A 26716-nucleotide genomic window follows, 5' to 3' on the forward strand; every position below is an offset into this window, starting at 1 on the left:
AAAAACAACTTTTCTGGCTAATTCACTTTGCTAAACAAAATATTTCTGCTATCATTTGATAGAATAATGCAGATTTTGAGGGGGAGTAAAGGCTATGTGGAAAATTGAGCGATTTGAAGCGTTCATTGTCATCTTTGCAAAAGAAGCTCTTCGTTCCCCACAAATTAGCAGTATTGTTCGTTTTTTAATCAAAAATGTTGTTAAAAGGCTTGAGATGATTCACGTTTGTGTTTCCATCTAAAGTCTTTTTTAATGTCTGGGAGGGCATGATGAAAAAATTTAGAAAAATATTAGCCGGTGCCGCTATTTTGTTGGTCGCCGCTATGGCAACTGCTTGCTCGAATAAGGGCAAAACCGCAAATAGTGGTACGCCCAAGTCTTTAAACGTTCAATTTGTACCTAGCCAGGCTGCAACCAAATTGGAGTCCCGTGCTAAGCCGCTGGAAAAGATGCTTTCCGACCGCTTGGGCATTCCGGTGCATGTTTCCATGTCAACCGACTACAACACCGTGGTTGAGGCCATGAAGTCTAAAAAAGTCGACGTTGGCTTTTTGCCGCCTAACGGCTACGTGTTGGCCCACAAGCAGGGGGCAGCTGATGTTCTGCTGCAGGCACAACGCTATGGCGTTAAGCAGCCGGGGGGCCGTGCGACTAACAGCTTAGTCAACACCTACCGGGCCGAGATTTTGGTCAAGAAGGGTTCTAAGATCAAGTCGTGGAAGGATCTGAAGGGCAAGTCGATTTCAATCCAGAGTCCGACCTCTTCCGCCGGTTACGTTTTCCCAATTGCGGAATTAAAGGAAAAGGGCCTCGACGTGCCGAAGAGCTGCAAGCTGGTGACCGTTACGGGTCAGGACCAGGCGGTTCTGAACGTATTGAACGGCGATACTGATGCCGCCTTTACCTTTGAGGATGCGCGCAATACCGTCAAGCAGGACAACCCGAAGATCATGACGCAAGTTGTGCCGATCTACTTCACGAGACCGATCCCGAACGACACGATTTCGGTTGTGCCGTCGATGTCCAAGTCATTCCGCAAGAAGCTGGCCAATGCCTTCATCTCAATTGGCAAGTCCAAGAAGGGCAAGAAGGTTATCGAAAGCATCTACACCCACGAGGGTTACGTTACGACCACGGACAGCGACTTCAACGTCGTTCGCAAGTACGAAAAGATTATCGAATCAACGAAAAAATAAAATATAAAGGAAGTTTATAATGGCAGATTCTTCAATTAGGCCAATAATTGAATTAAAAAACGTTAAGAAAGTTTACGGTAAAGACGTTGTTGGGTTAAAAGACGTCAATCTAACTATCAATAGGGGTGAATTTGTCGTTATTGTTGGTTTGTCTGGTGCCGGCAAGTCAACCCTTCTGCGCTCGGTCAACCGGCTGATTGATATTACCACCGGTGACATCCTGATTAACGGCGAGTCGATCACCAAGGCCAAGGGCAAAAAGCTGCGGACATTGCGCCGCCACATCGGAATGATCTTCCAGAGCTTCAACCTGGTTAAGCGCTCGAGCGTATTGCGCAACGTTTTAACCGGGCGTGTCGGCTACTACCCAACGTGGAAGAGCAGCCTGAACCTTTTTACCAAAGAGGATAAGCAGCGGGCCTACGCCGCCTTGCAGCAGGTTGACCTCGCCGACAAGGTCTATGCGCGCGCCGATGAATTGTCCGGCGGTCAGCAGCAGCGGGTGGCGATTGCGCGTGTTTTGACGCAAAATCCGGACATTATCCTGGCCGATGAGCCGACCGCTTCGCTTGACCCGCAGACGTCGCGCCGGGTGATGAGCGACCTCAAGATGCTCAACGAGAAGCATGGCATGACCGTTGTCATCAACCTCCACAGCGTGCAGCTGGCCCGTGAATTCGGCAAGCGCGTGATTGGCGTCCGTGACGGTGAGATCATTTACGACGGCAAGATGAGCGCAACGCCGGACTCGACCTTCAAGCAGATTTATAGCGGTGGTGAGCAAGATGAGTAACACCAACCGGGAAAAACTGGTGACGATGCCGAAGAAAAAGTTCAACTTTTTGAATCTGCTCTGGCTCATCATCTTCATTGGCGGACTGTTCGTTTCAACCGCCGAAACCAAGACCAGCTTGGGCGCATTCTTCGCCAACTTTGGTCAGTTTACGGATATTTTTGTGCAGATGCTGCACCCGGACTGGACGTACCTGAGTACGGTCGTTCCGCTTCTGCTCGAGACCATCAAGATGGCGATTTTGGGCACCGTGATCGGTTCGGCGCTGGCCTTCATCTACGCGCTGCTGATTGCACGCAACATTGTGAAGAATAAGGCCGTGACCGGGATCTTGCGGGTAATCATGAACATCATTCGGACGGTTCCCGATCTGCTGCTCGGTGCAATCTTCGTTGCGATTGTCGGCATCGGACCCGTTGCCGGTATCCTGGCCTTGGCCATCACCACGTTTGGGATAGTCGTCAAACTCTTTTACGAAGCAATCGAGACGATTGATCCGGGCCCGATTGAGGCACTGACTGCCGTTGGTGCGGGCAAGCTGCAGATCATTTTCTTTGCGGTTTTGCCCCAGGTTATTACCTACTTTATTTCTTATTGCCTGTATGCCTTTGAAATAAACGTGCGGGCTTCCACGGTCCTGGGCTACATTGGGGCCGGTGGTATCGGCCTGTACCTGCAGCAGACGCTGCAAGTCTTTGATTACGGCAAGACGGGCACAATCATCATCGTTATTATTTTGGTTGTGGTCCTGATCGACTACGTTTCGTCTAAATCGAGGGAGGCGTTGATGGAATAATGGATAATACTATGCAAAAATTGCCTCCGAAACCGGTCGACATGAAAAAGCGGGTGCTGCACTGGACACTGGCGGTAGTCACGGTTGCACTGGTTGTGTGGTCATGTACCGGAATCGATTTTGGCGGGATCAAGGAATCAGCGGCCCAGATTGCCGGTGCCATCTTTGCCGGAATCTTCCACCCGGATTGGTCCTACGTTTATAACGGGACGGGGGAAGACCTGCTGTCGCAGCTATGGGAAACCGTCTGCATCGCCTTTTTAGGCACGTTTATCTCAGCAATCATCTCGCTGCCGTTTGCCTTCTGGGCCGCACACACCAAGCACAAGCACTGGTACGTGTCCCGGACGGGCAAGGTTGTGCTGGCCATTATCCGCTCGTTTCCGGAAATTGTGCTCGCCCTGATGTTCATCAAGGCGGTCGGTCCCGGCTCGGCGGCTGGTGTCTTGGCACTGGGCTTCCACTCGGTCGGGATGCTTGCCAAGCTGTTCTCCGAGGCGATTGAGAATCTGGACGACGGACCGAACGAGGCCGTTACGGCCATTGGCGGTTCCAAAACAAACATTATCATGTTTGCAACCTTGCCTAACTTGATGCCCGCGCTCATTTCCAACACGCTGTACCGGTTTGACGTTTCGATTCGGTCGGCTTCAATCCTAGGGTTGGTTGGTGCCGGTGGCATCGGCTACCCGTTGATTATTGCGCTGCAGTACCGGCAGTGGAACCGGGTCGGGATTATCCTGCTCGGGATTATCGTTATGGTAATCATCATCGACTGGATCTCAGGCTGGATTCGCAAGAAGCTGGTCTAAGCGCAAAGACCAACCTGGTACTTATAAATTGACTTAAAAATAAAGACGTAAGAACAAAACTCAGTGGAGTTTGTTATTACGTCTTTTTTGTTGCCGTAATATTTTAGTTGGTTTTACTAATTTAACGTGTTTGTGTTTTTAAATGCCGTTATAAGCATTATTCTTTATAATTGAAAGCGTTTTATTTAGATGTCCGTTAAAGTGGACATCTAAATAATTTTTGAACGCAAAAATAGAAATAAAATGTGAATAAGAAAAGGAGGTGTTTGGTTGAAAAATAGGTTAAGCAATAATGAACTACTAAATTTTTTGAGTAACCAGGCCACGTATACTAGTGCTGCTCAGATTGCTGCCATGTTCAACGTATCTGTTAAGACTGTTTATCGTCATGTTGATAGTATTAATAAAAAAGAGGCTAAACCGATAATTAGGTCGGCTAAGGGCAAGGGTTACGTTCTAGTAAAGAATACTAATTTAAAAAAGGATGACCGAAAATCGTTCTTTTCTGGCGAGAAAAGCCCACAAGCACGTAGAAAAGCCGTAATTCTGAAGCTATTGTTTAATTCTCCTCAGCCAATGCATATATACAATCTATTTAAAAATGATTACATCAGTGAGTCGACGATAAATGCTGATCTAATAAAAATAAAAAAGACTTTGCTTAGTTCAAATTTAAAGTTGCTTCAAAAGAACAAGAAGATATCTGTTATAGGAAAAGAAGATGATATTCGCGAAAAAATTAATTCACTTTTACATTGGCGCAAAGAAAAGAATAAGCGTGTGCTAATAGATGGCATTAATGAAATTGACTTAGCTTTCATACAGGAACAAATAAATATTATTGAACAGCTGAGTAGGACACAGATACCATATCCGTACGATATAAATATATGTTCACATATTTATATATTAATTCAAAGATCTAGAAAGCAAATGGACCAAAATTATAGTAATAAGGTTTATGTCTCAAGTAATGAAATAGCACAAAATCATGATTTATACCGAATAGCTGAGATTGTAATCGAAAACGTTGAGAAATTTATCGTCAAAGACATTTCTAAATTTGAAATCAATTATCTGTTTAAATACTTACTTTCTTCTAGGTTTATCGGCGAACAGTTTTACCAGGATCCTAAATTTTTATATTCGCAAAAAGTGGAAATGTTTACAACCAAGCTGATTAAAAACGTTAATAGGAAAATCAGTGCTGATATTGATGAACAAGTGCTTAAGAAGGAACTAATCAGCCACATTGGCCCAATGATGAATCGTATTGAAAATAATATTTCAGTAGAAAATGAACTTTTGGCTGATATCAAAGCCGAGTATAAATACCTATTCAAGATTATTGTGCAAGAAAGCAGAGGATTGTGTCAGCAGATGAAAATCCTGCCTCTTTCTGAAAATGAAATAGGATTTATCACATTGTATTTTGAAAAAAATATTGAGGAAATCACCAAGAAATATCACGTTTGGGTTGTCTGCGCAAGCGGAGTAGGAACGTCTGAACTGCTAAAACTAAAAATTCAAAAAGAATTTAGGAACATCGTCGTTGATAAAGTTCTTTCTTCACTTGATGAACAACTGTACAAAAATAGCAGTGCAAAAACAGATTTGATAATTTCAACGGTTGAGTTACCTAAAAGTATGTCAAATAAGTATGTGTTGGTAAGTGCCATACTCAGTAAGCAGGATAAGGAGAAAATCAAAGATGCAATCTATAAGTGAGTTTTATGCTATTACCGCACAAGACGTTACTATTCTGAAACTTGCCGAAATATATATCAGAAAAAAGGCACCATACCTGTTACCTGGGTACATTAAAAGCAAAATAATTAACCGTGAAAAAATAGGTGACACATATATTGGTAAAAAGACCATTGTACTCCATGTAAACGGGCACAAAGTAAAGCAAGCTTTTGGTATGTACTTATTTCTACCTGATTTGAGGAAATGGGAATCACTGTATAGTAAAAAAATATATCAAATAAATAAGGTGATGATTATCTGCGTAAATCCTGACCATGCCAATCAGCAGTTTAAGGCCTTTTCAAAGTTTTATGAATGTGAACCGAAGGAGATTATGAATGGCGCCAAGAAAAATGAGGTCTATCAATTCTTGTAAGGAAGGTAATTAAATTTGTATATCAATAGAGAATTATTTAGTGAACGTGTAATTTTGCAGCAACAAGATGCAAAAAGTAAAAATAGCGCACTAACTATTTTAGCTAACGAACTAGAAAAAAAGGGTGTTGTAACTACAGAGTTTTTGCCGGCTATTTTAAAAAGGGAGGAACAATATCCTACTGGTTTGGCACTCCCTGGCGGATTGGGAGTCGCAATTCCACACACCGATCCAGACAAGGTCAAAAAAGAACAATTGGGCTTTATTTCACTGAATGAACCCGTTGAATTTGAGCAAATGGGTGATATGGACAGCAAGGTAAATGTCACTTTGATATTTATTCTGTGTCTCAAAAGTCCCGATAAACAGCTCGATATGTTAAAGAACTTAATGAACATGTTCAACGATGTCAACACGATGATGCAAATTAAGGATTCAACTACAGAAGAAGAATTTTTAAAGTTAATTAATTAAAAAAGGAGACAGCAAGCTATGTTAATTTCTTCCAAAAATATTCTAAATACAGCTAAAAAAAATGGTTTTTCATTTCCGCATTTTAATTTTTGGGACAATCTTTCCATCAAGGCTGAAGTAGCAGCTGCGGAAAACAAAAATCTTCCCGTTATTCTGGCGTGGGCGCAGAAGCACGGTTCACAGTTAAGTATTGAAGAAGCTATCAATCTTGGCGAATTTTACGGTAAAAATGCCAAGGTTCCTGTTGTCTTGCACCTGGACCATGGTACTGATCCAGAACTAGTTAAGTGGGGTGCAGCACATGGCTTCAGCTCTGTCATGATTGATGCATCTAATGAAAAATACCGTGATAACGTCCAAATTACCAGGAATGTAGTTCAATTTTGTCACAAGTTAGGTGTAGTCGTGGAAGCGGAGATTGGTCACGTGGGGACAAACGCTTCTGAGGACAGTACAACTTATACAGAAGTTGAAGCTGCAGGAGAATTTGTTAGGGAAACCCAGGTTGACTCCCTTGCGGTATCTATTGGCACATCGCATGGAATCTACAAGCAAGGTACGCCGAAATTGAACTTTGCGAGAATTAAAGAATTGCGTGATGCAGTACCAGTACCACTTGTTTGTCATGGCGGCTCTTCTTCAGGAGATGTCAACTTGAAGCAGGCTGCTGAATGTGGAATCGCCAAGATCAATATTTACACCGATCTAGCAAATGCTGCTTTGCATGCATCACAGGTAAAAACATACTCAGCAGAATTTGACTTGTTAGCTGCACAGACACGTGCGGTGCAAGAACTAGCCGAACATTATTACGATGTTTTTGAAACAGAAAAATATACGTACTAAGGAAGGAGCAAAAATGAGATTAGTAAAAAAGCCCTTTTTAATGGTTAATCCTAAAGTTTACCTGTATGGCGAAAAGTTGGTGGAATTAGCAAAAATTGCTGATAAGCTGGCAAAAAAATACCAAATCGATGTTTTCTTTACGGGATCACTGATCGATTTGCCAGCGATTAAGGCTGTAACGAGCCACTTGATTCTAACTGCGCAGCATATGGATTCAGTAGTTCCTGGCCGGGGAATGGGGCACGTATTGCCGGAAGGCCTTATGAGTGCTGGCATTCAAGCTGTTGTGCTAAATCACGCGGAAAATCCACTTACTTTAACCGCTTTAGCCAAGACAATCAAGCGTGCTAAGGAAGTGGGTCTCTATACCATAGTTTGCGGCGATAGCGTCGAGGAATGCAGAGCAATCGCTGAATTGGCACCTAATATGATGATTTGTGAGCCTAGCAGTTTAATTGGGACAAATAAGACCAGCGGTGATGACTATGTAACTGATACAGTTCATGCAGTTAAAGAGGTTAATCCAAACATTTTAGTTCTGGAAGCGGCTGGTGTAAGCACGGGTGAAGATGTCCGCAAGGTTTTGCAGCTTGGTGCGGATGGAACGGGTGGCACCAGTGGAATCGTTTGTGCGGATAATTGGGAAGAAAAGCTGATCGAAATGATTGAGCCCATGAAGAACTATTGAAGTGGTGATATGAAATGAAGATATACCAAGAACAAGTAAAAGTTGAAACTGACGCGCGGGTTACGTATGTCAATATCACGAACCAGGTAAAAGAAGCAGTTAGAGCGAGCAGAATAAAAAATGGCCTGTGCCTAATTCAGACTGCGCACACAACCTGTTCGGTAATATTTGAAGAATACGTACACGATCATGATTTTAACGGAGATGAATTTTTACAGGCTGATTTGAATAACATTCTGGACAAGATAATTCCACGTGAATATACGGAAAACGCAAATTACCGGTACCCAGGTCCAAAACACGTAGAGTTTCTTGAAGAGTTGTCAAAAACTGATAAGAACTATCCCAATGAAAAGAACACAATTTTAAATGGTGATGCGCATATTAAGGGTTCGCTATTTGGTTCTAACCAAACTTTTGGTGTTAAGGACGGTAATATTTTGACCGGCTCGGTAGGGTATGTTTATTTTGTTGATTGGGATCAAAACCGCAAAAGATCAAGAAAATGTAACGTGATCATTATAGGTGAATAAGTCTATAAGGTTTTATATTGAAGGAGAACAATAATGTTACAGGTTTTACAAGAAATAGTTAATTGGGGAGCCCCCGTAATTTTACCGATAATTATTGCGATTTTTGCCATGGTTCTAGGAGCAGGCTTTAAAAAATCATTTGTTGCCGGGTTAACCGTAGGCATTGGTTTTATCGGCTTAAACTTGGTTACCGGATTATTGGGAGACACGTTGGGCAAGGCTGCCCAGGTAATGGTTAAACGCTTCGGTTTATCCTTGGTTACCCTTGATATAGGTTGGCCGGCTGCTTCAGCCATTTCTTATGGAACAATTCTGGGAATTTCAGCCATTCCAATTGGAATAGCACTGGACTTGTTCCTGCTCTTGTTTGGTTTGACTAAGACTTTAAATATTGATATTTGGAATTTTTGGCACGCTGCATTTGTTGCTGGCCTGATTTATGGGATTTCTGGCAGTTTTCCGCTAGCTGTATTCTCAATGCTTGCGTATCAAACTCTGCTGTATTTACTGGGCGACCTGAGTGCGCCAGTTTTAAATAAGTATTACGGTTTTCCCAACATTACTTTTCCTCACGGCACTTCAGCTCCAGGGTACTTAATTGCACTTCCGTTAAATTGGCTGTTTGACCGAATTCCAGGCTTTAATAAACTAAAGGCCAATCCACAAACGATTCAAAAGCGCTTCGGTATTTTAGGTGAAACGTCTGTGATGGGCCTGATAATCGGTTTAGTTATTGGCGTTTTAGCAGGTTACGATGTGGGCAAGGTTCTTAACTTAGGCGTTCAGACAGCTGCCATCATGGTTTTATTACCTAAAATGGTTTCAGTCTTAATGGAAGGCTTAACACCGGTTTCGGATGCTGCCAATGATTTTATCAAAAAGCGTTTTCCCGGTCGGGAATTGTACATTGGCATGGATTCAGCTTTAGCGGTTGGTGATCAGGCTGTGTTGGCAGTTTCACTGTTAATGATTCCAATCACGCTGTTATTAGCCGTAATCCTTCCAGGTAACAAGACTATCCCGTTTGGTGATTTTTCAACTATTCCATTTGCCGTTTGTTTGATGGTACCGGTATTTGGCGGAAATATTGTCCGCTCAGTAGTAGGTGGTGCTATTTACATGACCAGTATTCTGTACATAACTTCATGGATTGCTCCTCTGGTTACTAAAATGGCTCAGGCTGCGAACTTTAATATTGGCCATGCATCAAGCATCACGTCGCTTATTGAAGGTGGCTTATGGCCAACACTGATATTTGTTTGGGGGGCGAAATATTTACCGTGGATTGTAACAGGACTGATTTTACTTATTTCTCTTGGTGGTTTGTACTATTTAAATAAAAGAAAAGCGGTCCGTAAAGGCTAAACGCTGAATAAGATATAAAAAGCAATTTTGTTAGGAGATTATATTCATGAAAAAAATTTTGGTAATGTGTGGCACTGGGATAGCAACCTCAACCGTTGTAGCAAATCGGGTTAAGGACTATCTGAACCAAAAAAATTTAGGTAGCAATGTAAGTGTTTCTCATGCTAGCATCAGTGATAAAATGAACAGTTTGAATGATTATGACATTATTTTGACAACAACCGTAGTGCCAGACAATATCAAAGACAAGGTGATTTCTGCAGTTCCGATTTTGACTGGTATGAATGCTGATGCAGTTTATGAAGAAGTTGAGAAACGGGTTAAGGAGGAATAGCTATGGCAGAAAAACAAATAGTGGCAGCGGATTTCGCAAAAGTGATTATAAAGGAAGCAAACACCTTAAAATATGTGGCTGATAATATAAATTATCAGCAGGTCTTAGAAGTTTTTAACCTGATAAAAAGCTGTAGAGGAAAAGTCATTGTTTCAGGTTGTGGTACTTCAGGCATGGGAGCCAAAAAAATCGTTCATACCCTTAATGTTGTTGAAGCACCAGCAGTATACATGTCACCCGCTGACGCACCTCATGGTGGTAGTGGCGTTGTCACTACTGATGATTTGGTTATACTGATTTCTAAAGGAGGTGAAACCGAAGAAATCAACAAATTGGTGGATATCATTAAAAATCGCGGTGCAAAAATAATTGGTGTTACTGAAAAAGCCGCTTCGTACTTGGGCCAAAATTCTAATTGTATTTTACAAGTTATTGTTGACCAAGAATCGGATGACTTCAATATGATGGCAACATCAAGTACATTAGCTGTTATTTCAGTATTTGATTCTATTTCGGTTCTTATTGCTAGGGATAAGCACTATTCCAAGGAAGAATTCTTAAAAATTCATCCTGGTGGAGAAGTGGGCAAAATGCTTAAAAATATTGTAAAATAATGATAAACATGGTTCTAGTTTACCAGGAGAAATTACAGTGGAATTTTTACTAGATACGGCAAATATTGCCGCAATTAAAAAATATCGTGATATTATCCCCTTGACGGGCGTGACTACCAATCCGTCTATCATGAAGAAGGAGGGTAAAGGCGACTTCTTTGGCCGTTTGCGTGAAATAAAACGGTTATTGGGTGATGACCGCAGCTTGCACATTCAGGTCGTTGCAACGACAACGGATGGCATAGTTGATGATGCTCACGCAATTTTGACGGAACTTGGCCGCGATGTGTACGTTAAAATACCGGTAAATCAAGCAGGCTTGGCAGCAATTAAAATTCTTAAAGGGGAAGGCGTTAAAGTTACGGCAACATCAATATATACTGAGTTGCAGGGGTATCTGGCCATAGCCGCAGATGTGGATTACATTGCGCCTTATTATAACCGCATGACCAACAATAATATTGAGGCGAAAAAAGTCATTAGCAACTTTAGTGAGGTCATTAGTCATGATAATAGGTCGACCAAGATTCTCGCTGCCAGCTTCCATACAGTCAGTCAAATTACGAATGCAATTGCAGGTGGTGCACACGCCGTAACCATTGCACCTGAACTGATTGCGGATGGGCTGGAAACGCATATTATTACAGATGCAATTGCGGATTTTACCTCCGACTGGGAGTCGATTTATGGTAAAACCAGTATTGCGACTTTAGGTAAATAATTAACGTACTAGATATTAAAAAACGCACAATTAAATTATTTGGAACAGCAAGTCTATTCTGTTCACACTCGTCATATTTTACCTATAGGGCTTCAAAAGGACAGATTCTCAAGTAGCATTGAGCTAGATTCTATTTCCTGTAAAAGAAAGTAGATGATTACTCAATTTATAAATGAGAAACTGTCCTTTTTATTAATTGGAATAATTTTGTCCTATTTGAAAATCTGTTGATAGAGTTTGTTAATATTTTGAACGGGTATCAGGTTACTAAATAGCTTGATGCTCTTGTATTGATTACGGCTGTTAACCATCGTATCCGCACGTAAATGCCGGACCTAGCCGTGATACTTGAAGGGGCAGCCTTCCAGGTGGTCATTGACTAGGCCAATTCCCTCTAAAAAAGAGTAGATAATCACCGGGCCGACAAAAACGAAGCCGTCCTTTTTTATTTGCCTGGCCATCTTCTGGGCAATCGGGCACGTGGTCGGCACGTCGTCATCGACCTGCGGGTGGTGCACAATCGGGCGCTTGACAAACTCCTGCAGGTAGCGCGCAAAGCTGCCGTACCGGGCCTCAACTATCAGTATGGCCCGTGCGTTTTTGATTGCCGCCGTAATTTTGCGTCTGTTGCGGATGATTGAAGGATCCTGCAGCAGTTGGCCCACGTCATTTTCCGTCATCTGTGCGACTTCTTCGGCACGGAAGTTTCTGAATGCCCGGCGAAAATTTGCCCGCTTGTGCAGAATGATCGACCAGTTGAGGCCCGACTGGAACAATTCTAGAACGAGCATCTCATACAGGTAGCGGTCATCGAGGTTCAGTTTGCCCCACTCGTGGTCGTGGTACTGCTCCATCAGCTGGTCGCCCTTAGTTGCCCAAGCACAGCGCGTATTTTTCTCCATTGCCCTTCTCCTTTGATAAAAATCGCCTGTCATTATTAAATACGCAAGAATGTCGTTGTTTTTTTATTGGGTCAATATACGCTAAAAGCAACGAATATTCCGGCTTTGCGCTAAAGCCCTGTCCCCATCTTATAAAAGAGTAAAAACTTTGGGTCCGCAAAGTGCAATAGTGGCTTTTTTGGTATAATATAGAATGAACTTTAGGAGGATATCATGGAAAAGTTAGAGATAATGACTTTGGCCGATGACTTGGCCGCAAATCAAGAGGTCATTTTGAATAAGGAAAAAGACTTTGATGCCGAGGCTGTTTACCGCGCGATTGATAGCCTGCACGTCTTAAACAAGCCAGTCAAGGAATATTTTAATATGACCGAAGAGGAGTACTACGAAACCGAGAGCGATCACAAATTGACGCTGGTAGACCTGGATGCAAAACTGTCTGCGCTGCAGGAACGGGTTTTGACTAACCACGTGGATGGCTTCGCGGACAAAAACGAAATCAACCTGACTTATAATCTGGAAAAACCTTACGAGGACGACTTTTACAATGAGTCAGTTGACCTGCACGTTGTTACTTACAGCCTGAAGGTCATCGGTGCGGTCCAGGCAATTGCACCCCAAGTTTTACAAGAAGTATTGTCTAAAGATGCGGTTTTGTCAATCGGTCTAGCAGCGCACGCTTTGGCAAATAACGCATAATTATTAAAGCTGCGGCACTGCGCCCGGCTTTTTCTTTTGCGCGAGGCAGAATTATGAGAGTTTTTAAGTATACTAAAGGTCTAGTGAATCGGGTGCGTGGCGTGCGGCCGCACAACCCGTTTGATAAGAATGAGCGGCTGCTCGACCCGATGCAGAACTACCAGACCGTGGGGGAATATCAGGTTGACGGCGAGCAGCACACGCCGGGCGGCAAGCCGTATACGCTGACCGTTTATAAGGACGAAGACGGCGTTTTGCACCAGGCACTGAGCCCGGAGAGCACGGAAAAATTGGCGCCAGAATACGTTCGTGCGTACAATCCCGACCTCATGCGCTACCGCGCCTTTATCAACCGTAAAACCGGGCGCCGCTATGTCGTTGAGGAATACCTTGACCGCTTTATCCAGAACGTTAACAGCCATATCAGCACGGGTGCGGATGCGGTCAACGTCAGCGTGATTACCGATACGCACTACAAGGACAGCAACAGTACAGACTTCTACGGCTGGAATGGATTAACGCATGTTAACGAGTTTGCCTACCTCGACCAGTCGGGTCTGCTTGACCTGAAGGTCCACCTAGGCGACTGGATTGATGGTTCCGATACGGGTTTCATCAGCGAGAGCGAATTAATCAAGCTGCGCAACGCCTTTAAGTCGGACCGCGTGCCTTGCATGCTGATCAAGGGCAACCACGACGAAAATGATAAGTACGATGAAAGCCACGACTTGAAGGCGTCCTTTCCCGAAAACGAGTTCGAGGGCATCATGTGGCCGGCGCTCTATAATCAGCAGGGCATCCACTACATCTCGCGTCAGCACGGCGTTTGTTATTATGACGTGGGGCGCGTGCGCTTTATTTCCGTCAACACCTCGGATCTGCCCTACATTTTGGATGCACAGGGCCAGAAAAAATACGACGCAAAGATTACGCTGGCCGTTAGGGAGGACCAGGTGCAGGAAATCATCGAAATCCTGCAGCAGTCGTCCAATAAGCGCATCATTTTTATGAGCCACGCCAATCCGATTAACCGCAAGGGCACAAACGCCCTGAAGTACAACGGCCGCTCGCTGCATGAATTGCTGGTTGCCTTCAACCAGGGGGAAAAGGGGCAGATGCACTCCATTCGCGGCATTCCGCCGGAGTTCCGCCTGGCCAATGACTTCGACTTTACCGGCGTCAAGGACGCACGGATCATCGCCTACTTCTGCGGCCACCGGCACCGTGAAGACCAGTACCGGATCAACGGCATTCAGTATATCTTGTTTAACTGCTCGGCCTTGATGGGACCCAACCATATTTTGACCACCAAGTACAACAAAAACTGGAACAGGCAGGTTGACCACCACACCGAATTTGCCGGCTACATCGTCAACGTTGACCTGCACCGCCACTTGATTCAGGCCTTCGGCTACGGGGCGGCAAGCAAGCGCAGAATCTTTTATATTTAGTAAAATAAAAGACGGGCAGTTTGGTAATTGCCCGTCTTTTAGCATATAATAGAACAGTTAATCAGACCAAAAATTAAACCAAAAACTATTAAGGGAAAGATAAGCTATGTGCGGAATTGTAGCATTTTATAATCCAGAAATAAATGATAAACAGGCCGCTATCGGTAAAATGATGGCAACAATCAAGCACCGGGGTCCTGATTCAGACGGCTATTATACCAACGACAAGGTCGCTCTCGGGTTTAGACGGTTATCGATTATTGACCTGCGCGGGGGCAGCCAGCCAATTTACAACGAAGACCAAACCCGAGCAATTATTTTTAATGGTGAAATTTATAACTTTAAGCCACTGCGCAAAGAGCTGATTGCGGCGGGTCACACCTTTACCACCAAGGCAGATACCGAGGTGCTGCTGCATGGTTATGAGGAATGGGGCATGGACGGGCTGCTCAAGCGTGTCCGCGGCATGTTTGCCTTCATTATCTGGGATGACAATACCCAGACAATGTATGGTGCGCGCGACTTCTTTGGCATTAAGCCGCTCTATTATGCTAATAGCAACGGCCACCTGATCATGGGATCGGAAATCAAGAGCTTTCTGGCCTTTCCGGGCTTCAAGCGCAGACTGAACACAGCTGCCGTTAAGCCGTATTTGATGAACCAGTACAACGACCTGGGCGAGACCTTCTTTAAGGGGATCCACCGCTTCCCGGCCGGGCACTGGTTTGAATTTAAAAACGGCGAGATGACGACCCACCAGTACTGGGATGCAGAATATAAGGCGAATACCTTGAGCTTTGAAGAGACCGTCAACCGGATCGACGAAGACCTGCAGGAAACGGTCAAGCTTTATCACAACGCGGACGTACCCGTCGGCGCTTTCTTGTCGGAAGGGGTTGATTCAAGCTACATTACCAGCATCCTGAACCCGGACGACGTTTTTTCCATCTCCTTTGACGATGCAACCTATGATGAAGCCTCGAAGGCCAAGGCGTTAGCGGATATCAAGGGCTGGAAGTTTTTTGCGGACAAGGTGAAGGCGGACGATGCCATGCGCGACTTTGCGGAAATGCAGTACCACATGGACGAGCCCGATGCCAACCCCTCGATTATTCCGCTCTGGTACTTGTGCAAACTGGCACGCAAGCACGTCACGGTGGCATTATCGGGCGAGGGTGCGGACGAATTGTTCGCCGGCTACGTCAACTACGGGATGCACACGCACAACAGCGTGATCAAGGCCTTTACGTCGCAGTGCAAAAAATTGCCGAAGAAAACGAAGGTGAAGCTGGCCCGCACGATCAAGAAGATGCCGAACTTTCCGGGCAAGGTGCACTTGTACACCAACCTGGCTGAACCGAGTGAATTTTACGTGGGTCAGTCCGTGATCTACGATATGGATTACCCCACAATCTTTAGTGCAAGCGATGCGAACAGTATTCTGAAGCCGTCCTACCGCAACAAGTTGACCGTCAACGGGATTTACCAAAGCGACTTCAAGAAAGTCAAGAACCTCGACAACGTTCGGCAGATGCAGTACATTGACCTGCACCACTTTATGGTCAATGACATTGAACAGAAGGCGGACAAGATTTCAATGGCGCATTCGCTGGAGCTGCGTGTGCCTTACCTGGATAAGAAAATTGCCGAGCGCGCCAATTCTATTCCAACCGACTACCTGGTCAATAAATACGATACCAAGTACGCACTCCGCAAGGCAGCGGAAAAAGTGCTGCCGGATGAGTGGGCAAAGCGGCCCAAGCTAGGCTTTCCAACGCCGATCAAGGAGTGGCTCCAGGAACCGCGCTTTTACAAGCAGGTTAGGGAGCTCTTCAGCGCGGACTTTGTCCAGGACATTTTTGAACAGGACAAGATTCTGCAGCTGCTTGATGAGAATTACCAGGGCGACGGCTCGCACCGCCGGCAGGTATGGACGATCTATACTTTCCTCGTCTGGTACCAACTGTTTTTTGTTGACTATGAAAAAACAGTGGCCAAGTACCAGCACGTGCAACCAGAAGTGGCTAGCCTGATTGAACAGGGCAAGCTGGTTTAATAGGAGCAATTTTATATGAATCCACAATTTACGCCGATTTTACTCGGCAGCGACATTAACGTTTACGGCATGGCGCGTTCTTTCAACGAGGAGTATGGAATCCGGGTTAAGGCCCTCGCTGACAGCCAGCTGGCGGCCACGCGTTATTCCAAGATCGTCCACGTTGAATTGCACCAGGGCTTCAGCGAAGATCCGACCTTTATTGAGGTCATGCGTGAGCAGATGAAACTCTACCGCGGCCACCAGGAGCCAGTACTGCTGATTGCGTGCGGGGATGGCTATGCCGAGCTCTTATCCAAGCATAAGAAGGAGCTGGAGGAAGTCTTTGTCGTGCCCTACATTGAGTACGACCTCCTGGAAAAGCTGATTTCCAAAGAGGGCTTCTACCAGATTGCAGAGGAATACGGCCTGCCTTATCCGCAAACCAAGATTGTGACGAAAGCCGATTACCAGGCGGAAAACTACCTGGAACTGCCCTTCGGCTATCCGCTCGAGCTCAAGCCGGAAGATCCGGTGTCGTGGCTTGACGTTCACTTTGAGGGGCGCAAAAAGGCGTTCACCATTCATAACGAAGCTGAATTGCGCGATATTGTGGGCAAGATCTACACTAACGGTTACGAAGCCGACCTGATCCTGCAGGACTTCATTCCCGGCGATGATTCCAACATGCGCGTTCTAAATGCGTACGTCGACAAAAACCATCACATCAAGATGATGTGCATGGGGCATCCCTTGTTAGAGGACCCAACGCCACAGTCGATTGGCAATTACATGGCGATTTTGCCCGAATATGATGAAAAGCTGTACGAACAAGTCGAGGCCTTTTTAGAAAAATTAAACTACGTGGGGATGGCCAACTTCGACATCAAGTACGATGTCCGCGATGGTAAGTACAAGTTCTTCGAAATCAACCTGCGCCAGGGCCGCTCGAGCTTCTACGTCACCCTGAACGGCTATAACTTGGCTAAGTGGTACGTGGATGACTACGTCTACGATTCCTTGCAGGAAACGAAAACGGTCTACGGCAACAAATTGAAGTCCCAGCACGTCCTATGGCTCGGCATCCCCGTGAAGGTCTTCAAGCAGTATGCTAAAGACAATGATGCCAAACGGATGGCGGAAGAGCTGGTGCATGAGGGCCGTTACGGTACGACGGTCTTTTACGATGGCGACCGCAACTTCAAGCGCTGGCTGCTCATGAAGTATATGTTCCACAATTACTACGCGCGTTATAAGCAGTACTACCAGGTTAACAAGGGCCAGTTCTTCGACTAAAAATTTCAAAAAATAAAAAGATGATTTGCATTAAAAAGTGATACGACCCCCGAAATTAAGACAATTTCGGGGGTCGTATTTTTATGTCTAAATTATCTAAACAGGACAAAATTGAAATCTTTCATCTTTGGCATAATTGTGGCATCGATCCTAAAGAATTGAGTCGCCGCTATCAGGTTACTCCATCCAGGATTAATTATCTCTTGGCTCTCATTAATCGTTATGGTACAACCATTCTTGACCGCCCCTAACCCCTATACAAGCCATTCTGCTGACTTTAAGGAGCAGGCCATTAGGTGGGTGCTGGTCAAAGGCGAAGCGGCTTATCAAGTAGCGCTTGATCTGGGACTGAAAGGTTCTGGAATGTTGGTCAATTGACTGCGTCAATACCGCGAAAATGGGTATAATGTCGTTATCAAACAGAGAGGACTACGACCCCCATGACCAAAAGAGAACAGCTAATCAAACAAGAAAACGAACGCTTACGCCAGCAGAACTTGAAGCTGACCGTCGAGAACGAATTCGTAAAAAAATTGAGCGCCTTAGTCGACCAGCGGACCAAGAACCGCAAGTCGCGGAAATAGCCCGGGCAGTTACAGAGCTGAGGCGTGAACTTAAAGTCAGCGTAACTTTTATTCTTGATGTTATTAATGTCAATCCCAACCTGCCGCACTTGTCGCGCAGTCCCAACCTTAAGCAGACCATGGACACGTTAAGACAGGCCTGGCACAAGCACCCGGTACTGGAAGAAGCAATCAGAAAGTATATTGACTACTACAATGCCAAAAGAATCAAAGCAAAACTAAGAGGACGGACTCCTTCTGAATATCGGGAGTTAGTCCTCAGCTAGAATTTATTAAACTGTCCTAATTTGGGGTTCACATCAAAGTGCAGATCATCTTTTTGGTATGGAGAGGTTTGATTGCGTATTAATGAACTACATCCGGAACTTTATATTCTAGCAAGCACGAACACTATAAAATGGCACATTCGAAGTAGATTAATTAAATAACTAATAATCTAAATCTTTATTTTTTGATTACTTTTTCAAAAAAATAAATTGTTCTTTTTTGTATTTAAATCTATAATAAAGGCTATTATATTAGATAACATCATATTATTTTATTAGATGATATCATAAAAATTATAACAAAGAAGGATAAGAATAGATGAAAAAAACAAAATTGATGCTTAATAGCGGCAAGAAAATCTTAGTCAGCAGTTTTGCAGCTACAGCCTTGAGCCTGATGAATGCGTACGATCAGACCACAGTAAAAGCTGACAGCTTGAAAGACGGTGGGACTGTTCAAAACAATCTGCATGTCCAGAAACAAGATATGAATGCGGATACTGCTATTATCAGTGTGGATATATCAGATAATGAAAACGATAATGTAAGTAGTCAAGTTACGGCTGATGCTGCATTAAAGCCGGACAGTGCCGCAAAAGATAGTCAAATTCCAGATGCAATAGCTGATGAAAAGCAGCCAGATATCAATAAAAAAACTAAAAAAGGCAAATTGACTCCCCGTGATACGGACCAGGAAGGGCAGGAATTATATAATTGGGGCAATATGTTGTCATATGATAGCACGAATCAAACGTTAACGATAGCCGGAGGAGAAGTTGATAATACGTTAGGTAATTACAATGTTAGCCTCGCTGATTACATTAATGCGGGCAAAGTTACTGATTTGGAAAGTGCTAATAGCGTTGGGAAGATAGAGCTAACAAGCTCATTAATAATTAAAGGATCAGCGAAGGGACTGTTTAGTAATCTTGATAAGGTAACAAGTATTAATAACCTCAGTAACTTAAATACTTCTCAGATTAGTGACATGAGTTACATGTTTGCATCAACTGTATATTCAGGAAGGGATTTGACAAGTTTAGATGTGAGTCATTTTGATACCAGCAAAGTGACTAATATGATGTGCATGTTTAAGTTTTGTGGTAAATTAACGAATTTAGATGTGAGTCAGTTTAATACGACTAATGTAACAAACATGCAACAACTATTTGATACTTGCTCAAGCTTAACAAGTTTGGATGTGAGTCACTTTGATACTAGTAAAGTTAAGAATATGATGGGTATGTTTTGGAGTTGTTTTAATTTGACAAATCTAGATGTTAGCCACTTTAATACTAGCAACGTGACCAATATGAGTACCATGTTTGAAAGCTGTTGGCATTTAACAAGTTTGGATGTTAGCCACTTTGACACAAGCAATGTTGAAAACATGTCAGAAATGTTCTTTGCATGTTCCAAACTGACAAGTTTAGATGTGAGTCACTTTAACACGAGTAAGGTGACAATGATGGTTACTATGTTTGAAAATTGTAGTAACTTAGCAAGTTTAGACATTAGTCACTTTGACACAAGCAATGTCGAAAACATGTTTGGAATGTTTATAGGTTGTACTAACTTAATAAGTTTAGATGTGAGCCATTTTGATACAGCTAAAGTGATCAATATGTCAAATATGTTTTCCGATTGTACAAAGTTACGAAGCCTGGACGTAGGCGGCTTTGATACCAGCAAAGTGACTGATATGTCAAATATGTTTTCCGCCTGTTTTGATCTATCAAGTCTGGATTTAAGTAGCTTTAATACTAGCAATGTGAAAGATATGAATGCCATGTTTGAAGGCTGTATAACGCTAACCAATTTGGATTTGAGCCATTTTAATACCAGCAATGTGTTAAATATGTCAAAAATGTTTGCAAGCAGTGAACACCTAATAAGTTTAGATGTGAGCCGCTTTGATACTTCAAAAGTAACAAGTATGGAAAATATGTTCTCTGACTGCTACAATTTAATGAGCTTAGATGTAGGACACTTTAATACTAGCAACGTGACCAATATGAGTACCATGTTTGAAGGCTGTGGGCATTTAACAAGTTTGGATGTGAGCCACTTTGATACCAGCAAAGTGACTGACATGAAGAGGATGTTTGAAGGCTGTATGAGATTAACAAGCTTGGATGTGAGTCACTTTGACACGGGTAAGGTGACCAATATGGCTGATATGTTTGAAGGCTGTATGAAATTAACAAGCTTGGATGTGAGTCACTTTGATACACAAAAAGTAACTGACATGTCGAGCATGTTTACTGCATGTGGCGAGTTGACAGATGTGAACGTCAGTCACTTTGATACAACCAATGTTGAAAATATGTCAGAAATGTTTCAGGAGTGTGGAAACTTAACAAGCTTAAATATCAGCAACTTTGACACTTCTAGGGTAACTGATATGGCGGCCATGTTTTTGGAATGTAGTAATTTATTAAGTTTAAATATCAGCAACTTTGACACTTCCAACGTGACTAATATGTCAGGAATGTTTAGTGGCTGTACTAATTTAACTAGTTTAAATTTAACGAGTTTTGACACAAGTAAAGTGATCAAAGGCATGATGTACATGTTTTCAGATTGTACTAAGTTAACGAGCTTGGATTTAAGCAATTTTAAAATGCTGCAACTTACAGATGCATCAGTAAGTGAAATGCTGGAGGATCTGTCCAGTTTAAATACCCTTAAGCTTGGAAAAGATTGTAAAATCAATGGCACTGGGCTTAACCTTTCTGTTAAAACCAATGATTATCCATATCTTAAAAATGATAATCGCATTTGGTTTAATGAAGAGCATCCAGAAATCACACAGCCTAATGGGTGGAGCTCAATGGATCTTATGAAGAACTATGATGCTTCTAAAGCTGGTACCTATGTTTGCATTAAGAATGGACCAGCTCCAGTTAACCCAACAAATCCAACGAACCCAACAAACCCAACAAATCCGACGAACCCAACAAATCCAACGAACCCAACAAATCCAACGAACCCAACAAACCCAACAAATCCGACGAACCCGACGAACCCAACAAATCCGACGAACCCAACAAACCCAACAAATCCGACGAACCCAACAAACCCAACGAACCCGACGAACCCAACAAATCCAACAAATCCGACGAACCCGACGAACCCAACAAATCCGACGAACCCAACAAACCCAACGAACCCAACAAATCCGACGAATCCGACGAACCCGACGAACCCAACAAATCCAACAAATCCGACGAATCCAACGAACCCGACGAACCCGACGAACCCAACAAATCCAACAAATCCGACGAATCCAACGAACCCAACAAACCCAACAAATCCGACAAACCCTGGCTGTACTACATCAGTAGTGACAGGTAGCGACCAGCCTGGTAACGCGAAGCCGGTTAATCCAACAGTTGCGCAAGAAGTAACGTTGATGCATAATGCTTATCTATATGATGAGCAAGGCCAACGAGCCAATAAAGTGACGCTCAAGTTTACTTCAGTTTTAATAACCTATGGCAAGGAAAAGGTTGATGGCAGAACCTGCTATGTTTTGATTGATCAAGGCGCCAACAATAAAAAGTATTACGTTGATGCTGGCAACGTTGATGCAGCTAAACGGAAGCTCAATCATAATGCCTTTGTTTACAATAGATACGGCAAGCGGGTAAAGCAAGCACGATTATTGCATAAAGGCGATACTGTTGAGACCTATGGCAACGCGCTAACAATTCGTGGTCATAAGTACTTCGTCATTGCGCTTAACCGCTTCATTAAGGCTGCCAATATTGCGTTAGCAGCACGTGGAGACAATGGCTCTAGTGTAAACGGTATGCTAGTTAATGAAAAGCTGGTAGAAAAAGTAATCATGCATAACGCCTATTTGTACAACAAGCATGGCAACCGGGCCAATGGTGTGATTCTAGCAGCCGGTTCGGTTGTCAGGACTACAGGCAAGTGCGTCATTAGCGACCAGAATTATTACGAATTGCCCGATGGCTTGTACGTTGCAGCAGCCAATATCGATGCCCAGAACAAATGGCTCAAGCACAACGCCTACGCTTATGGTCGTTATGGCAACCATCTGGGCCAGAGGATGTTTAAGAAGAACCGTTTCGTCAAAACTTATGGCAATCCAGTAACAATTAAAAAGATCAAGTACTATATCATTGCACAAAATACGTATGTGAAAGCTGCTAACTTTAAGTAGGAAAAACAATTAAATAGGCTGCTAAGTAAGGTATTCTAACAGATAGAAAAGATGATTTGCATTAAAAAGTGCACATCATCTTTTTTGGTATGGATAAGCGCTCGACTGATAAAGAGAGAACCACATTAATTAAAATTCGGGAAATTGAGGATTATCACTGAACCAGGAGGCTCTTATGTTAGACTGTTCAAGCAAGTTAAGAATATTTCATACTTCTTCAGCAGCAAATATACTGAGAGACGATGGAAATCGCAAACAGGTTAGAAGAGAAGCTAAAAGTACGTTTCGGCGATTTTAAACAGGAAAACGTTTATTGGGTGAAGAAAAGGTACTGAGGCTAGAACAGATTCGAAAATTTTTCGGAAAAATAAAAGCTGCAAGCGTCAACATACGTTACTTTCTTGGCTTGCCTACATACCAGCATAATTTGAAGGATTGAAAGCTGATTGGATCTTAAAAATAAGAGTGATATAGTTTGACGAAGACCAAGCTGAAGTAGTGAAGTGCTCCTTTAGCTTATATCTAACTACTATCGAGCACTCTGAGAGTTCGGGGTGTTCTTTTTTTGCACTTCTTGCTAAACTGGTAGTTGTAGTCTAATAGAAAGGACTGATTAAATGAGAATCAAACATGGATCAAATAATGAAATGGAAATCAAGCTGCGCTGGCTGCTGCTAGGGGAATTGCTAACGTGGATTGGGTCGAGTTTTGTTTGGCCCTTGACCTCCGTTTATTTGAATAAAGAGTTACACATCAGTCTTTCTGTTATCGGCGTGGTGCTCTTTTGCAACTGCGCCAGCAACGTGCTGGGATCGTTTGCGGCCGGCCGATTGTATGACCGCTGCAATCCATACCCGCTGATTGTTCTTGGACTAGGGCTCGATGCCGTGGTCTTATTTATGATGGCCTTCTTCCATGGCTGGCCCGCCTACTGGGTGTGGCTGACCATTACTGGCTTTCTCAGTGGCTGGGATGCGACCATGATCAACTCGATTGCGACTAGTCTACGCAAGTATCCGGGCCGGTATGTTTTTAACTTGATTTACTTTGCTCAAAACGTTGGTACGGTAACGGGCACGCTGCTGGTCGGGTACCTATACGACTTTTCAATTGTCTTTTTGTTCATTTTGGCGGCTTCATTGTTTGCGATTGCCTGGATCAACGCCCTACTGCACTACAAGCCAATTGGGGCCTTCCACCGGCGGCGCCAGGCCCAAAGGGCCGCAACCGGTAAGAAGCAGCAGGCCCAGCCAATGCCCAAGTACAACGTCATGTTGATGGTGGGCTTTTTGATTTCACTGGCGGTAACATGGCTAATGTACATGAACTGGGAGTCGAACCTTTCCGTTTACATGGTGTCACTTGGTATTCCCTTTCACATGTATAGCCTACTGTGGACGCTTAATGGTGCGATTATCGTGATTGTGCAGGTGATTTTGGCTCGGTTCCCGCATATTTTTAAAAACCTTTTTCAGCAGATCATCTTCGGGACACTGATGTTCGCTGTCTCCTTTGCTACCTTGATCTTTGCCCGTGACTTTGGCCACTTTGCGCTGTCCATGCTTATCTTGACGCTGGGCGAGGGGACGGCCTTTCCGGCGGTGCCCGCCTATATCAACGACTTGTCACCGGCCACCAGCAAGGGTAAGTATCAGGGCGAGATCAACGTGGCCCGCGGTATCGGACAGGCCTTTGGGCCGCTCTTCGGTGGGCTGGTGATTGACCGCGCCGGCTACATTCCGTTCTTCATGGTTGCAGCAGTGGGCATCTTTTTGATGATTATCTTACTGCTGCCCTTGCATGCCAAGCTGCGCCAGCATATCACGCTGTTTAAATAATTTTGTAAAGGCTTTTTAATATCTGATGTATAATTATAATGATAATATTAATTTAGCTTAATTTTAATGTCTGTTTAAAAATTGAAAGGATCCTCCAAATGAGAAAAAATATTGCAGTTCGGGGCGGCAGTGGCGATATCATTGCACCCAAATTAGGAACCAGACCACAGGACAACTTGTACCTGGCCGTCAATTCCGAGTGGATAGAAACAACAACAATTCCTTCCGACCGGTCGCGAATGGCTTCTTTTGACGGGATTGACGTCAACGTGGAGAAGCATTTGATGCAGGACTTCGCTGATTTTGCGGCGGGTAAAAAGCCCGTGCCTGCTGTTCCCAACCTAGATAAAGCGGTGAAGCTCTACAAATTGGCCAGCGACTTCGAGAAGCGCAATCGCGATGGTGCGGAACCAATCAAGGCCGACCTCGAGATGCTGGAGGGCATCAAGGACTTTGCTGATTACAACCTGCGGGCGCCGAATCTTGCAACTTTTGCTTCGATGCCGTTCTCATTCAGCGTGGAACCGGACATGAAGAATACCAAGGTCAACGTCTTGTCCTTTGCCGGTCCCGGGACCTACTTGCCGGACACAACCTCTTATCAGACTGCCGATGCGCCTAAATTATTGGCTATTCTGCAGAAGCAGTCGGTCAAGCTTTTGACCATGGCGGGAGTTGATGAAGAGCATGCCGCAAAATATGCTGAAGATGCAATCAAGTTCGATGCCAAGCTGGCTAAGGTAGTCAAGTCGACGGAAGAGTGGGCTGACTATCCTGCCAGTTACAACCCGATGAAAGTGGCTGACTTTGAAGCTAAGTTTAAGGACTTCAAGATTCAGGATTATCTGAATAAAGTAATTGGCGAGGAACCAGATCGCATCATCGTGGGCGAACCGCGCTACCTTGACCACATCAATGAGATCATCACCCCTGCTAACTTTGATGAAATCAAGGGCTGGATGCTGGTCAACTTCATTAACGGTGCCGCTTCCGACTTGTCACAGGAATTCCGCGAGGCCGCTTTTCCGTTCAGCCACGCCCTGTACGGCCAGCCTGAATTGTCGAGTGGCGAAAAACAGGCTTATCACATTGCCAATGACAGTTTCAGTGAAGTAATCGGCGTGTACTACGGCAAGACCTACTTTGGCGCTGATGCCAAGCAGGACGTTGAAGATATGATTAACCGGATGCTTGACGTTTATAAAAAGCGTCTGCAGAATAACAGCTGGCTGTCCGAGGCAACCAAGAAGCAGGCCGTTGTCAAGCTCGAGGCCCTGGTCCTCAAGATCGGCTATCCGGACAAGATTGAGGAAATCTACAACCGCCTGAAGGTTATTCCAGCTAGCGCGGGTGGTAGCCTGTACGCTAACGACCGGGCCTTTGGCATCGAAGAGCAGAAGTACAACATTGAGCAGCTGCACAAGGAAGTTGACCGGACGGTCTGGGCAATGCCAGGCAACCTGGTGAATGCCTGCTATGACCCGCAGAGAAACGACCTGACCTTCCCGGCAGCCATTTTGCAGGCACCGTTCTACGACTTGAAGCAGGACCGTGCAACCAACTTTGGCGGCATCGGCACGGTAATTGCGCATGAGGTTTCCCACGCTTTCGATAACAATGGGGCTCAGTTCGATGAGCTCGGCAACATGAAGAACTGGTGGACCGACGAGGACTTTGCCGAGTTCAAAAAGCGCACACAGGCCGAGATCGACCTCTTTGACGGGATTGAATATGGTCCGGTGAAATTGAACGGCAAGCAGATTGTGTCCGAGAACATCGCCGACCAGGGCGGGTTGACCGCTGCGGTCGAGGCCGCCAAGAATGAGCACGACGACTTGAAGAAGCTGTTTGAAAACTTCGCCCGCATCTGGGCCAACAAGCAGCTGACCGAGTCGATCAAGGCGCAGACGGCCATTGACGTGCACGCGCCGGGCCCGCTGCGGGCCAACGTGCAGTCGCAGTGCCAGGACGACTTCTATACGGCCTTTGACGTGAAGCCGGGCGATGGCATGTGGCTAGATCCCGACAAGCGCGTTGACATCTGGTAAAAAAATTAGCAGTTAAAATTAGAAAGGAACTTTCTCACGTAAGAGAGAGGTTCCTTTTTTTGTGCAGAAAGCGTTCTCATCGTTTTATTAAGAATATTGACAAACTAA

The 26716-nt window shown here is 44.3% G+C and carries 24 protein-coding genes and 1 pseudogene; 24 read left to right on the forward strand and 1 reads right to left on the reverse strand.

What is annotated here, in order from left to right; translation table 11 throughout:
- Positions 1-94 precede the first annotated feature (94 nt).
- The 15 genes from AC2JF8_RS05165 to AC2JF8_RS05235 all read left to right on the forward strand — a co-directional run bounded on the left by AC2JF8_RS05165 (position 95) and on the right by AC2JF8_RS05235 (position 11297).
- Positions 95-241 (forward strand): hypothetical protein, encoded by a 147-nt coding sequence (locus AC2JF8_RS05165; RefSeq protein ID WP_500761679.1) that lies wholly within the window; start codon positions 95-97, stop codon positions 239-241.
- A gap of 28 nt (positions 242-269) precedes the next feature.
- Entirely contained in the window at positions 270-1196 is a 927-nt protein-coding gene (locus tag AC2JF8_RS05170) for a phosphate/phosphite/phosphonate ABC transporter substrate-binding protein (protein ID WP_500761782.1), read from the forward strand.
- 19 nt (positions 1197-1215) lie between these two features.
- Complete coding sequence (gene phnC, locus AC2JF8_RS05175) at positions 1216-1989, forward strand: phosphonate ABC transporter ATP-binding protein (RefSeq protein WP_500761681.1); 774 nt, start codon at positions 1216-1218, stop codon at positions 1987-1989.
- A complete protein-coding gene (gene phnE / locus AC2JF8_RS05180) occupies positions 1982-2785 on the forward strand; it encodes a phosphonate ABC transporter, permease protein PhnE (RefSeq protein ID WP_500761683.1) in 804 nt (267 codons plus the stop codon). The genes phnC and phnE (AC2JF8_RS05180) overlap by 8 nt, the downstream gene beginning before the upstream one ends.
- Positions 2785-3597, forward strand: coding sequence for a phosphonate ABC transporter, permease protein PhnE (gene phnE, locus AC2JF8_RS05185; protein WP_500761685.1), 813 nt, complete (start codon positions 2785-2787; stop codon positions 3595-3597). The genes phnE (AC2JF8_RS05180) and phnE (AC2JF8_RS05185) overlap by 1 nt, the downstream gene beginning before the upstream one ends.
- Positions 3598-3867: 270 nt before the next feature.
- Positions 3868-5325 (forward strand): BglG family transcription antiterminator, encoded by a 1458-nt coding sequence (locus AC2JF8_RS05190; protein ID WP_500761687.1) that lies wholly within the window; start codon positions 3868-3870, stop codon positions 5323-5325.
- Positions 5309-5722 carry a PTS sugar transporter subunit IIA gene (locus AC2JF8_RS05195; protein ID WP_500761689.1) on the forward strand — a complete coding sequence of 138 codons (414 nt, stop codon included), beginning with the start codon at positions 5309-5311 and terminating at the stop codon, positions 5720-5722. Before AC2JF8_RS05190 ends, AC2JF8_RS05195 begins: the two co-directional genes overlap by 17 nt.
- A gap of 15 nt (positions 5723-5737) precedes the next feature.
- A complete protein-coding gene (locus AC2JF8_RS05200) occupies positions 5738-6196 on the forward strand; it encodes a PTS sugar transporter subunit IIA (RefSeq protein ID WP_500761691.1) in 459 nt (152 codons plus the stop codon).
- A gap of 18 nt (positions 6197-6214) precedes the next feature.
- Entirely contained in the window at positions 6215-7042 is an 828-nt protein-coding gene (locus AC2JF8_RS05205) for a class II fructose-bisphosphate aldolase (RefSeq protein ID WP_500761693.1), read from the forward strand.
- A gap of 13 nt (positions 7043-7055) precedes the next feature.
- Positions 7056-7730 (forward strand): triose-phosphate isomerase, encoded by a 675-nt coding sequence (locus AC2JF8_RS05210; protein ID WP_500761695.1) that lies wholly within the window; start codon positions 7056-7058, stop codon positions 7728-7730.
- A 14-nt stretch (positions 7731-7744) separates the two neighbouring features.
- Positions 7745-8263, forward strand: a complete 519-nt coding sequence (locus AC2JF8_RS05215) for a YjbQ family protein (protein ID WP_500761697.1) — start codon at positions 7745-7747, stop codon at positions 8261-8263.
- A 33-nt stretch (positions 8264-8296) separates the two neighbouring features.
- Positions 8297-9628 carry a PTS galactitol transporter subunit IIC gene (locus AC2JF8_RS05220; RefSeq protein ID WP_500761699.1) on the forward strand — a complete coding sequence of 444 codons (1332 nt, stop codon included), beginning with the start codon at positions 8297-8299 and terminating at the stop codon, positions 9626-9628.
- A gap of 46 nt (positions 9629-9674) precedes the next feature.
- Positions 9675-9962 carry a PTS sugar transporter subunit IIB gene (locus AC2JF8_RS05225; protein ID WP_500761701.1) on the forward strand — a complete coding sequence of 96 codons (288 nt, stop codon included), beginning with the start codon at positions 9675-9677 and terminating at the stop codon, positions 9960-9962.
- Between the two features lie 2 nt (positions 9963-9964).
- Positions 9965-10576, forward strand: coding sequence for an SIS domain-containing protein (locus AC2JF8_RS05230; protein WP_500761703.1), 612 nt, complete (start codon positions 9965-9967; stop codon positions 10574-10576).
- Positions 10577-10613: 37 nt separating this feature from the next.
- Positions 10614-11297: a fructose-6-phosphate aldolase gene (locus tag AC2JF8_RS05235; RefSeq protein ID WP_500761704.1), complete on the forward strand. Its 684-nt coding sequence runs from the start codon at positions 10614-10616 to the stop codon at positions 11295-11297.
- Between the two features lie 335 nt (positions 11298-11632).
- Here the strand turns inward: AC2JF8_RS05235 and AC2JF8_RS05240 are convergent, their stop codons facing one another.
- Positions 11633-12199: a DNA-3-methyladenine glycosylase I gene (locus AC2JF8_RS05240; RefSeq protein WP_500761706.1), complete on the reverse strand. Its 567-nt coding sequence runs from the start codon at positions 12197-12199 to the stop codon at positions 11633-11635.
- Between the two features lie 213 nt (positions 12200-12412).
- Between AC2JF8_RS05240 and AC2JF8_RS05245 the strand changes: the two genes are divergently transcribed.
- The 9 genes and pseudogenes from AC2JF8_RS05245 (at position 12413) to AC2JF8_RS05285 (ending at position 26608) form a co-directional block, all read left to right on the forward strand.
- The gene (locus AC2JF8_RS05245) at positions 12413-12898 is read left to right on the forward strand and encodes a hypothetical protein (protein ID WP_500761708.1); all 486 of its coding nucleotides are present in this window, start codon (positions 12413-12415) and stop codon (positions 12896-12898) included.
- Between the two features lie 53 nt (positions 12899-12951).
- A complete protein-coding gene (locus AC2JF8_RS05250; protein ID WP_500761710.1) occupies positions 12952-14349 on the forward strand; it encodes a metallophosphoesterase family protein in 1398 nt (465 codons plus the stop codon).
- Positions 14350-14455: 106 nt separating this feature from the next.
- Positions 14456-16405, forward strand: a complete 1950-nt coding sequence (asnB, locus tag AC2JF8_RS05255) for an asparagine synthase (glutamine-hydrolyzing) (protein WP_500761712.1) — start codon at positions 14456-14458, stop codon at positions 16403-16405.
- Between the two features lie 15 nt (positions 16406-16420).
- The gene (locus AC2JF8_RS05260; RefSeq protein ID WP_500761714.1) at positions 16421-17680 is read left to right on the forward strand and encodes a carboxylate--amine ligase; all 1260 of its coding nucleotides are present in this window, start codon (positions 16421-16423) and stop codon (positions 17678-17680) included.
- 222 nt (positions 17681-17902) lie between these two features.
- The gene (locus AC2JF8_RS05265; protein WP_500761717.1) at positions 17903-18058 is read left to right on the forward strand and encodes a hypothetical protein; all 156 of its coding nucleotides are present in this window, start codon (positions 17903-17905) and stop codon (positions 18056-18058) included.
- Positions 18059-18422: 364 nt separating this feature from the next.
- Positions 18423-18530: pseudogene (locus AC2JF8_RS05270) on the forward strand (IS3 family transposase); the annotation flags it as partial.
- Between the two features lie 319 nt (positions 18531-18849).
- A complete protein-coding gene (locus AC2JF8_RS05275; protein ID WP_500761719.1) occupies positions 18850-22722 on the forward strand; it encodes a BspA family leucine-rich repeat surface protein in 3873 nt (1290 codons plus the stop codon).
- A 617-nt stretch (positions 22723-23339) separates the two neighbouring features.
- A complete protein-coding gene (locus AC2JF8_RS05280; RefSeq protein WP_500761721.1) occupies positions 23340-24560 on the forward strand; it encodes an MDR family MFS transporter in 1221 nt (406 codons plus the stop codon).
- Positions 24561-24658: 98 nt separating this feature from the next.
- The gene (locus AC2JF8_RS05285; RefSeq protein WP_500761723.1) at positions 24659-26608 is read left to right on the forward strand and encodes a M13 family metallopeptidase; all 1950 of its coding nucleotides are present in this window, start codon (positions 24659-24661) and stop codon (positions 26606-26608) included.
- Positions 26609-26716 lie beyond the last annotated feature (108 nt).

The organism is Lactobacillus sp. CA30L (genome assembly GCF_059900845.1).

What these genes read in the sequence shown, in the direction of transcription:
- AC2JF8_RS05165 (WP_500761679.1), top strand. Translation starts at nt 95, where the DNA reads ATGTGGAAAATTGAGCGATTTGAAGCGTTCATTGTCATCTTTGCAAAA.
- AC2JF8_RS05170 (WP_500761782.1), top strand. Translation starts at nt 270, where the DNA reads ATGAAAAAATTTAGAAAAATATTAGCCGGTGCCGCTATTTTGTTGGTC.
- phnC (WP_500761681.1), top strand. Translation starts at nt 1,216, where the DNA reads ATGGCAGATTCTTCAATTAGGCCAATAATTGAATTAAAAAACGTTAAG.
- phnE (WP_500761683.1), top strand. Translation starts at nt 1,982, where the DNA reads ATGAGTAACACCAACCGGGAAAAACTGGTGACGATGCCGAAGAAAAAG.
- phnE (WP_500761685.1), top strand. Translation starts at nt 2,785, where the DNA reads ATGGATAATACTATGCAAAAATTGCCTCCGAAACCGGTCGACATGAAA.
- AC2JF8_RS05195 (WP_500761689.1), top strand. Translation starts at nt 5,309, where the DNA reads ATGCAATCTATAAGTGAGTTTTATGCTATTACCGCACAAGACGTTACT.
- AC2JF8_RS05205 (WP_500761693.1), top strand. Translation starts at nt 6,215, where the DNA reads ATGTTAATTTCTTCCAAAAATATTCTAAATACAGCTAAAAAAAATGGT.
- AC2JF8_RS05210 (WP_500761695.1), top strand. Translation starts at nt 7,056, where the DNA reads ATGAGATTAGTAAAAAAGCCCTTTTTAATGGTTAATCCTAAAGTTTAC.
- AC2JF8_RS05215 (WP_500761697.1), top strand. Translation starts at nt 7,745, where the DNA reads ATGAAGATATACCAAGAACAAGTAAAAGTTGAAACTGACGCGCGGGTT.
- AC2JF8_RS05220 (WP_500761699.1), top strand. Translation starts at nt 8,297, where the DNA reads ATGTTACAGGTTTTACAAGAAATAGTTAATTGGGGAGCCCCCGTAATT.
- AC2JF8_RS05225 (WP_500761701.1), top strand. Translation starts at nt 9,675, where the DNA reads ATGAAAAAAATTTTGGTAATGTGTGGCACTGGGATAGCAACCTCAACC.
- AC2JF8_RS05230 (WP_500761703.1), top strand. Translation starts at nt 9,965, where the DNA reads ATGGCAGAAAAACAAATAGTGGCAGCGGATTTCGCAAAAGTGATTATA.
- AC2JF8_RS05240 (WP_500761706.1), bottom strand. Translation starts at nt 12,199, where the DNA reads ATGGAGAAAAATACGCGCTGTGCTTGGGCAACTAAGGGCGACCAGCTG.
- AC2JF8_RS05245 (WP_500761708.1), top strand. Translation starts at nt 12,413, where the DNA reads ATGGAAAAGTTAGAGATAATGACTTTGGCCGATGACTTGGCCGCAAAT.
- AC2JF8_RS05250 (WP_500761710.1), top strand. Translation starts at nt 12,952, where the DNA reads ATGAGAGTTTTTAAGTATACTAAAGGTCTAGTGAATCGGGTGCGTGGC.
- asnB (WP_500761712.1), top strand. Translation starts at nt 14,456, where the DNA reads ATGTGCGGAATTGTAGCATTTTATAATCCAGAAATAAATGATAAACAG.
- AC2JF8_RS05260 (WP_500761714.1), top strand. Translation starts at nt 16,421, where the DNA reads ATGAATCCACAATTTACGCCGATTTTACTCGGCAGCGACATTAACGTT.
- AC2JF8_RS05265 (WP_500761717.1), top strand. Translation starts at nt 17,903, where the DNA reads ATGGTACAACCATTCTTGACCGCCCCTAACCCCTATACAAGCCATTCT.
- AC2JF8_RS05275 (WP_500761719.1), top strand. Translation starts at nt 18,850, where the DNA reads ATGAAAAAAACAAAATTGATGCTTAATAGCGGCAAGAAAATCTTAGTC.
- AC2JF8_RS05280 (WP_500761721.1), top strand. Translation starts at nt 23,340, where the DNA reads ATGAGAATCAAACATGGATCAAATAATGAAATGGAAATCAAGCTGCGC.
- AC2JF8_RS05285 (WP_500761723.1), top strand. Translation starts at nt 24,659, where the DNA reads ATGAGAAAAAATATTGCAGTTCGGGGCGGCAGTGGCGATATCATTGCA.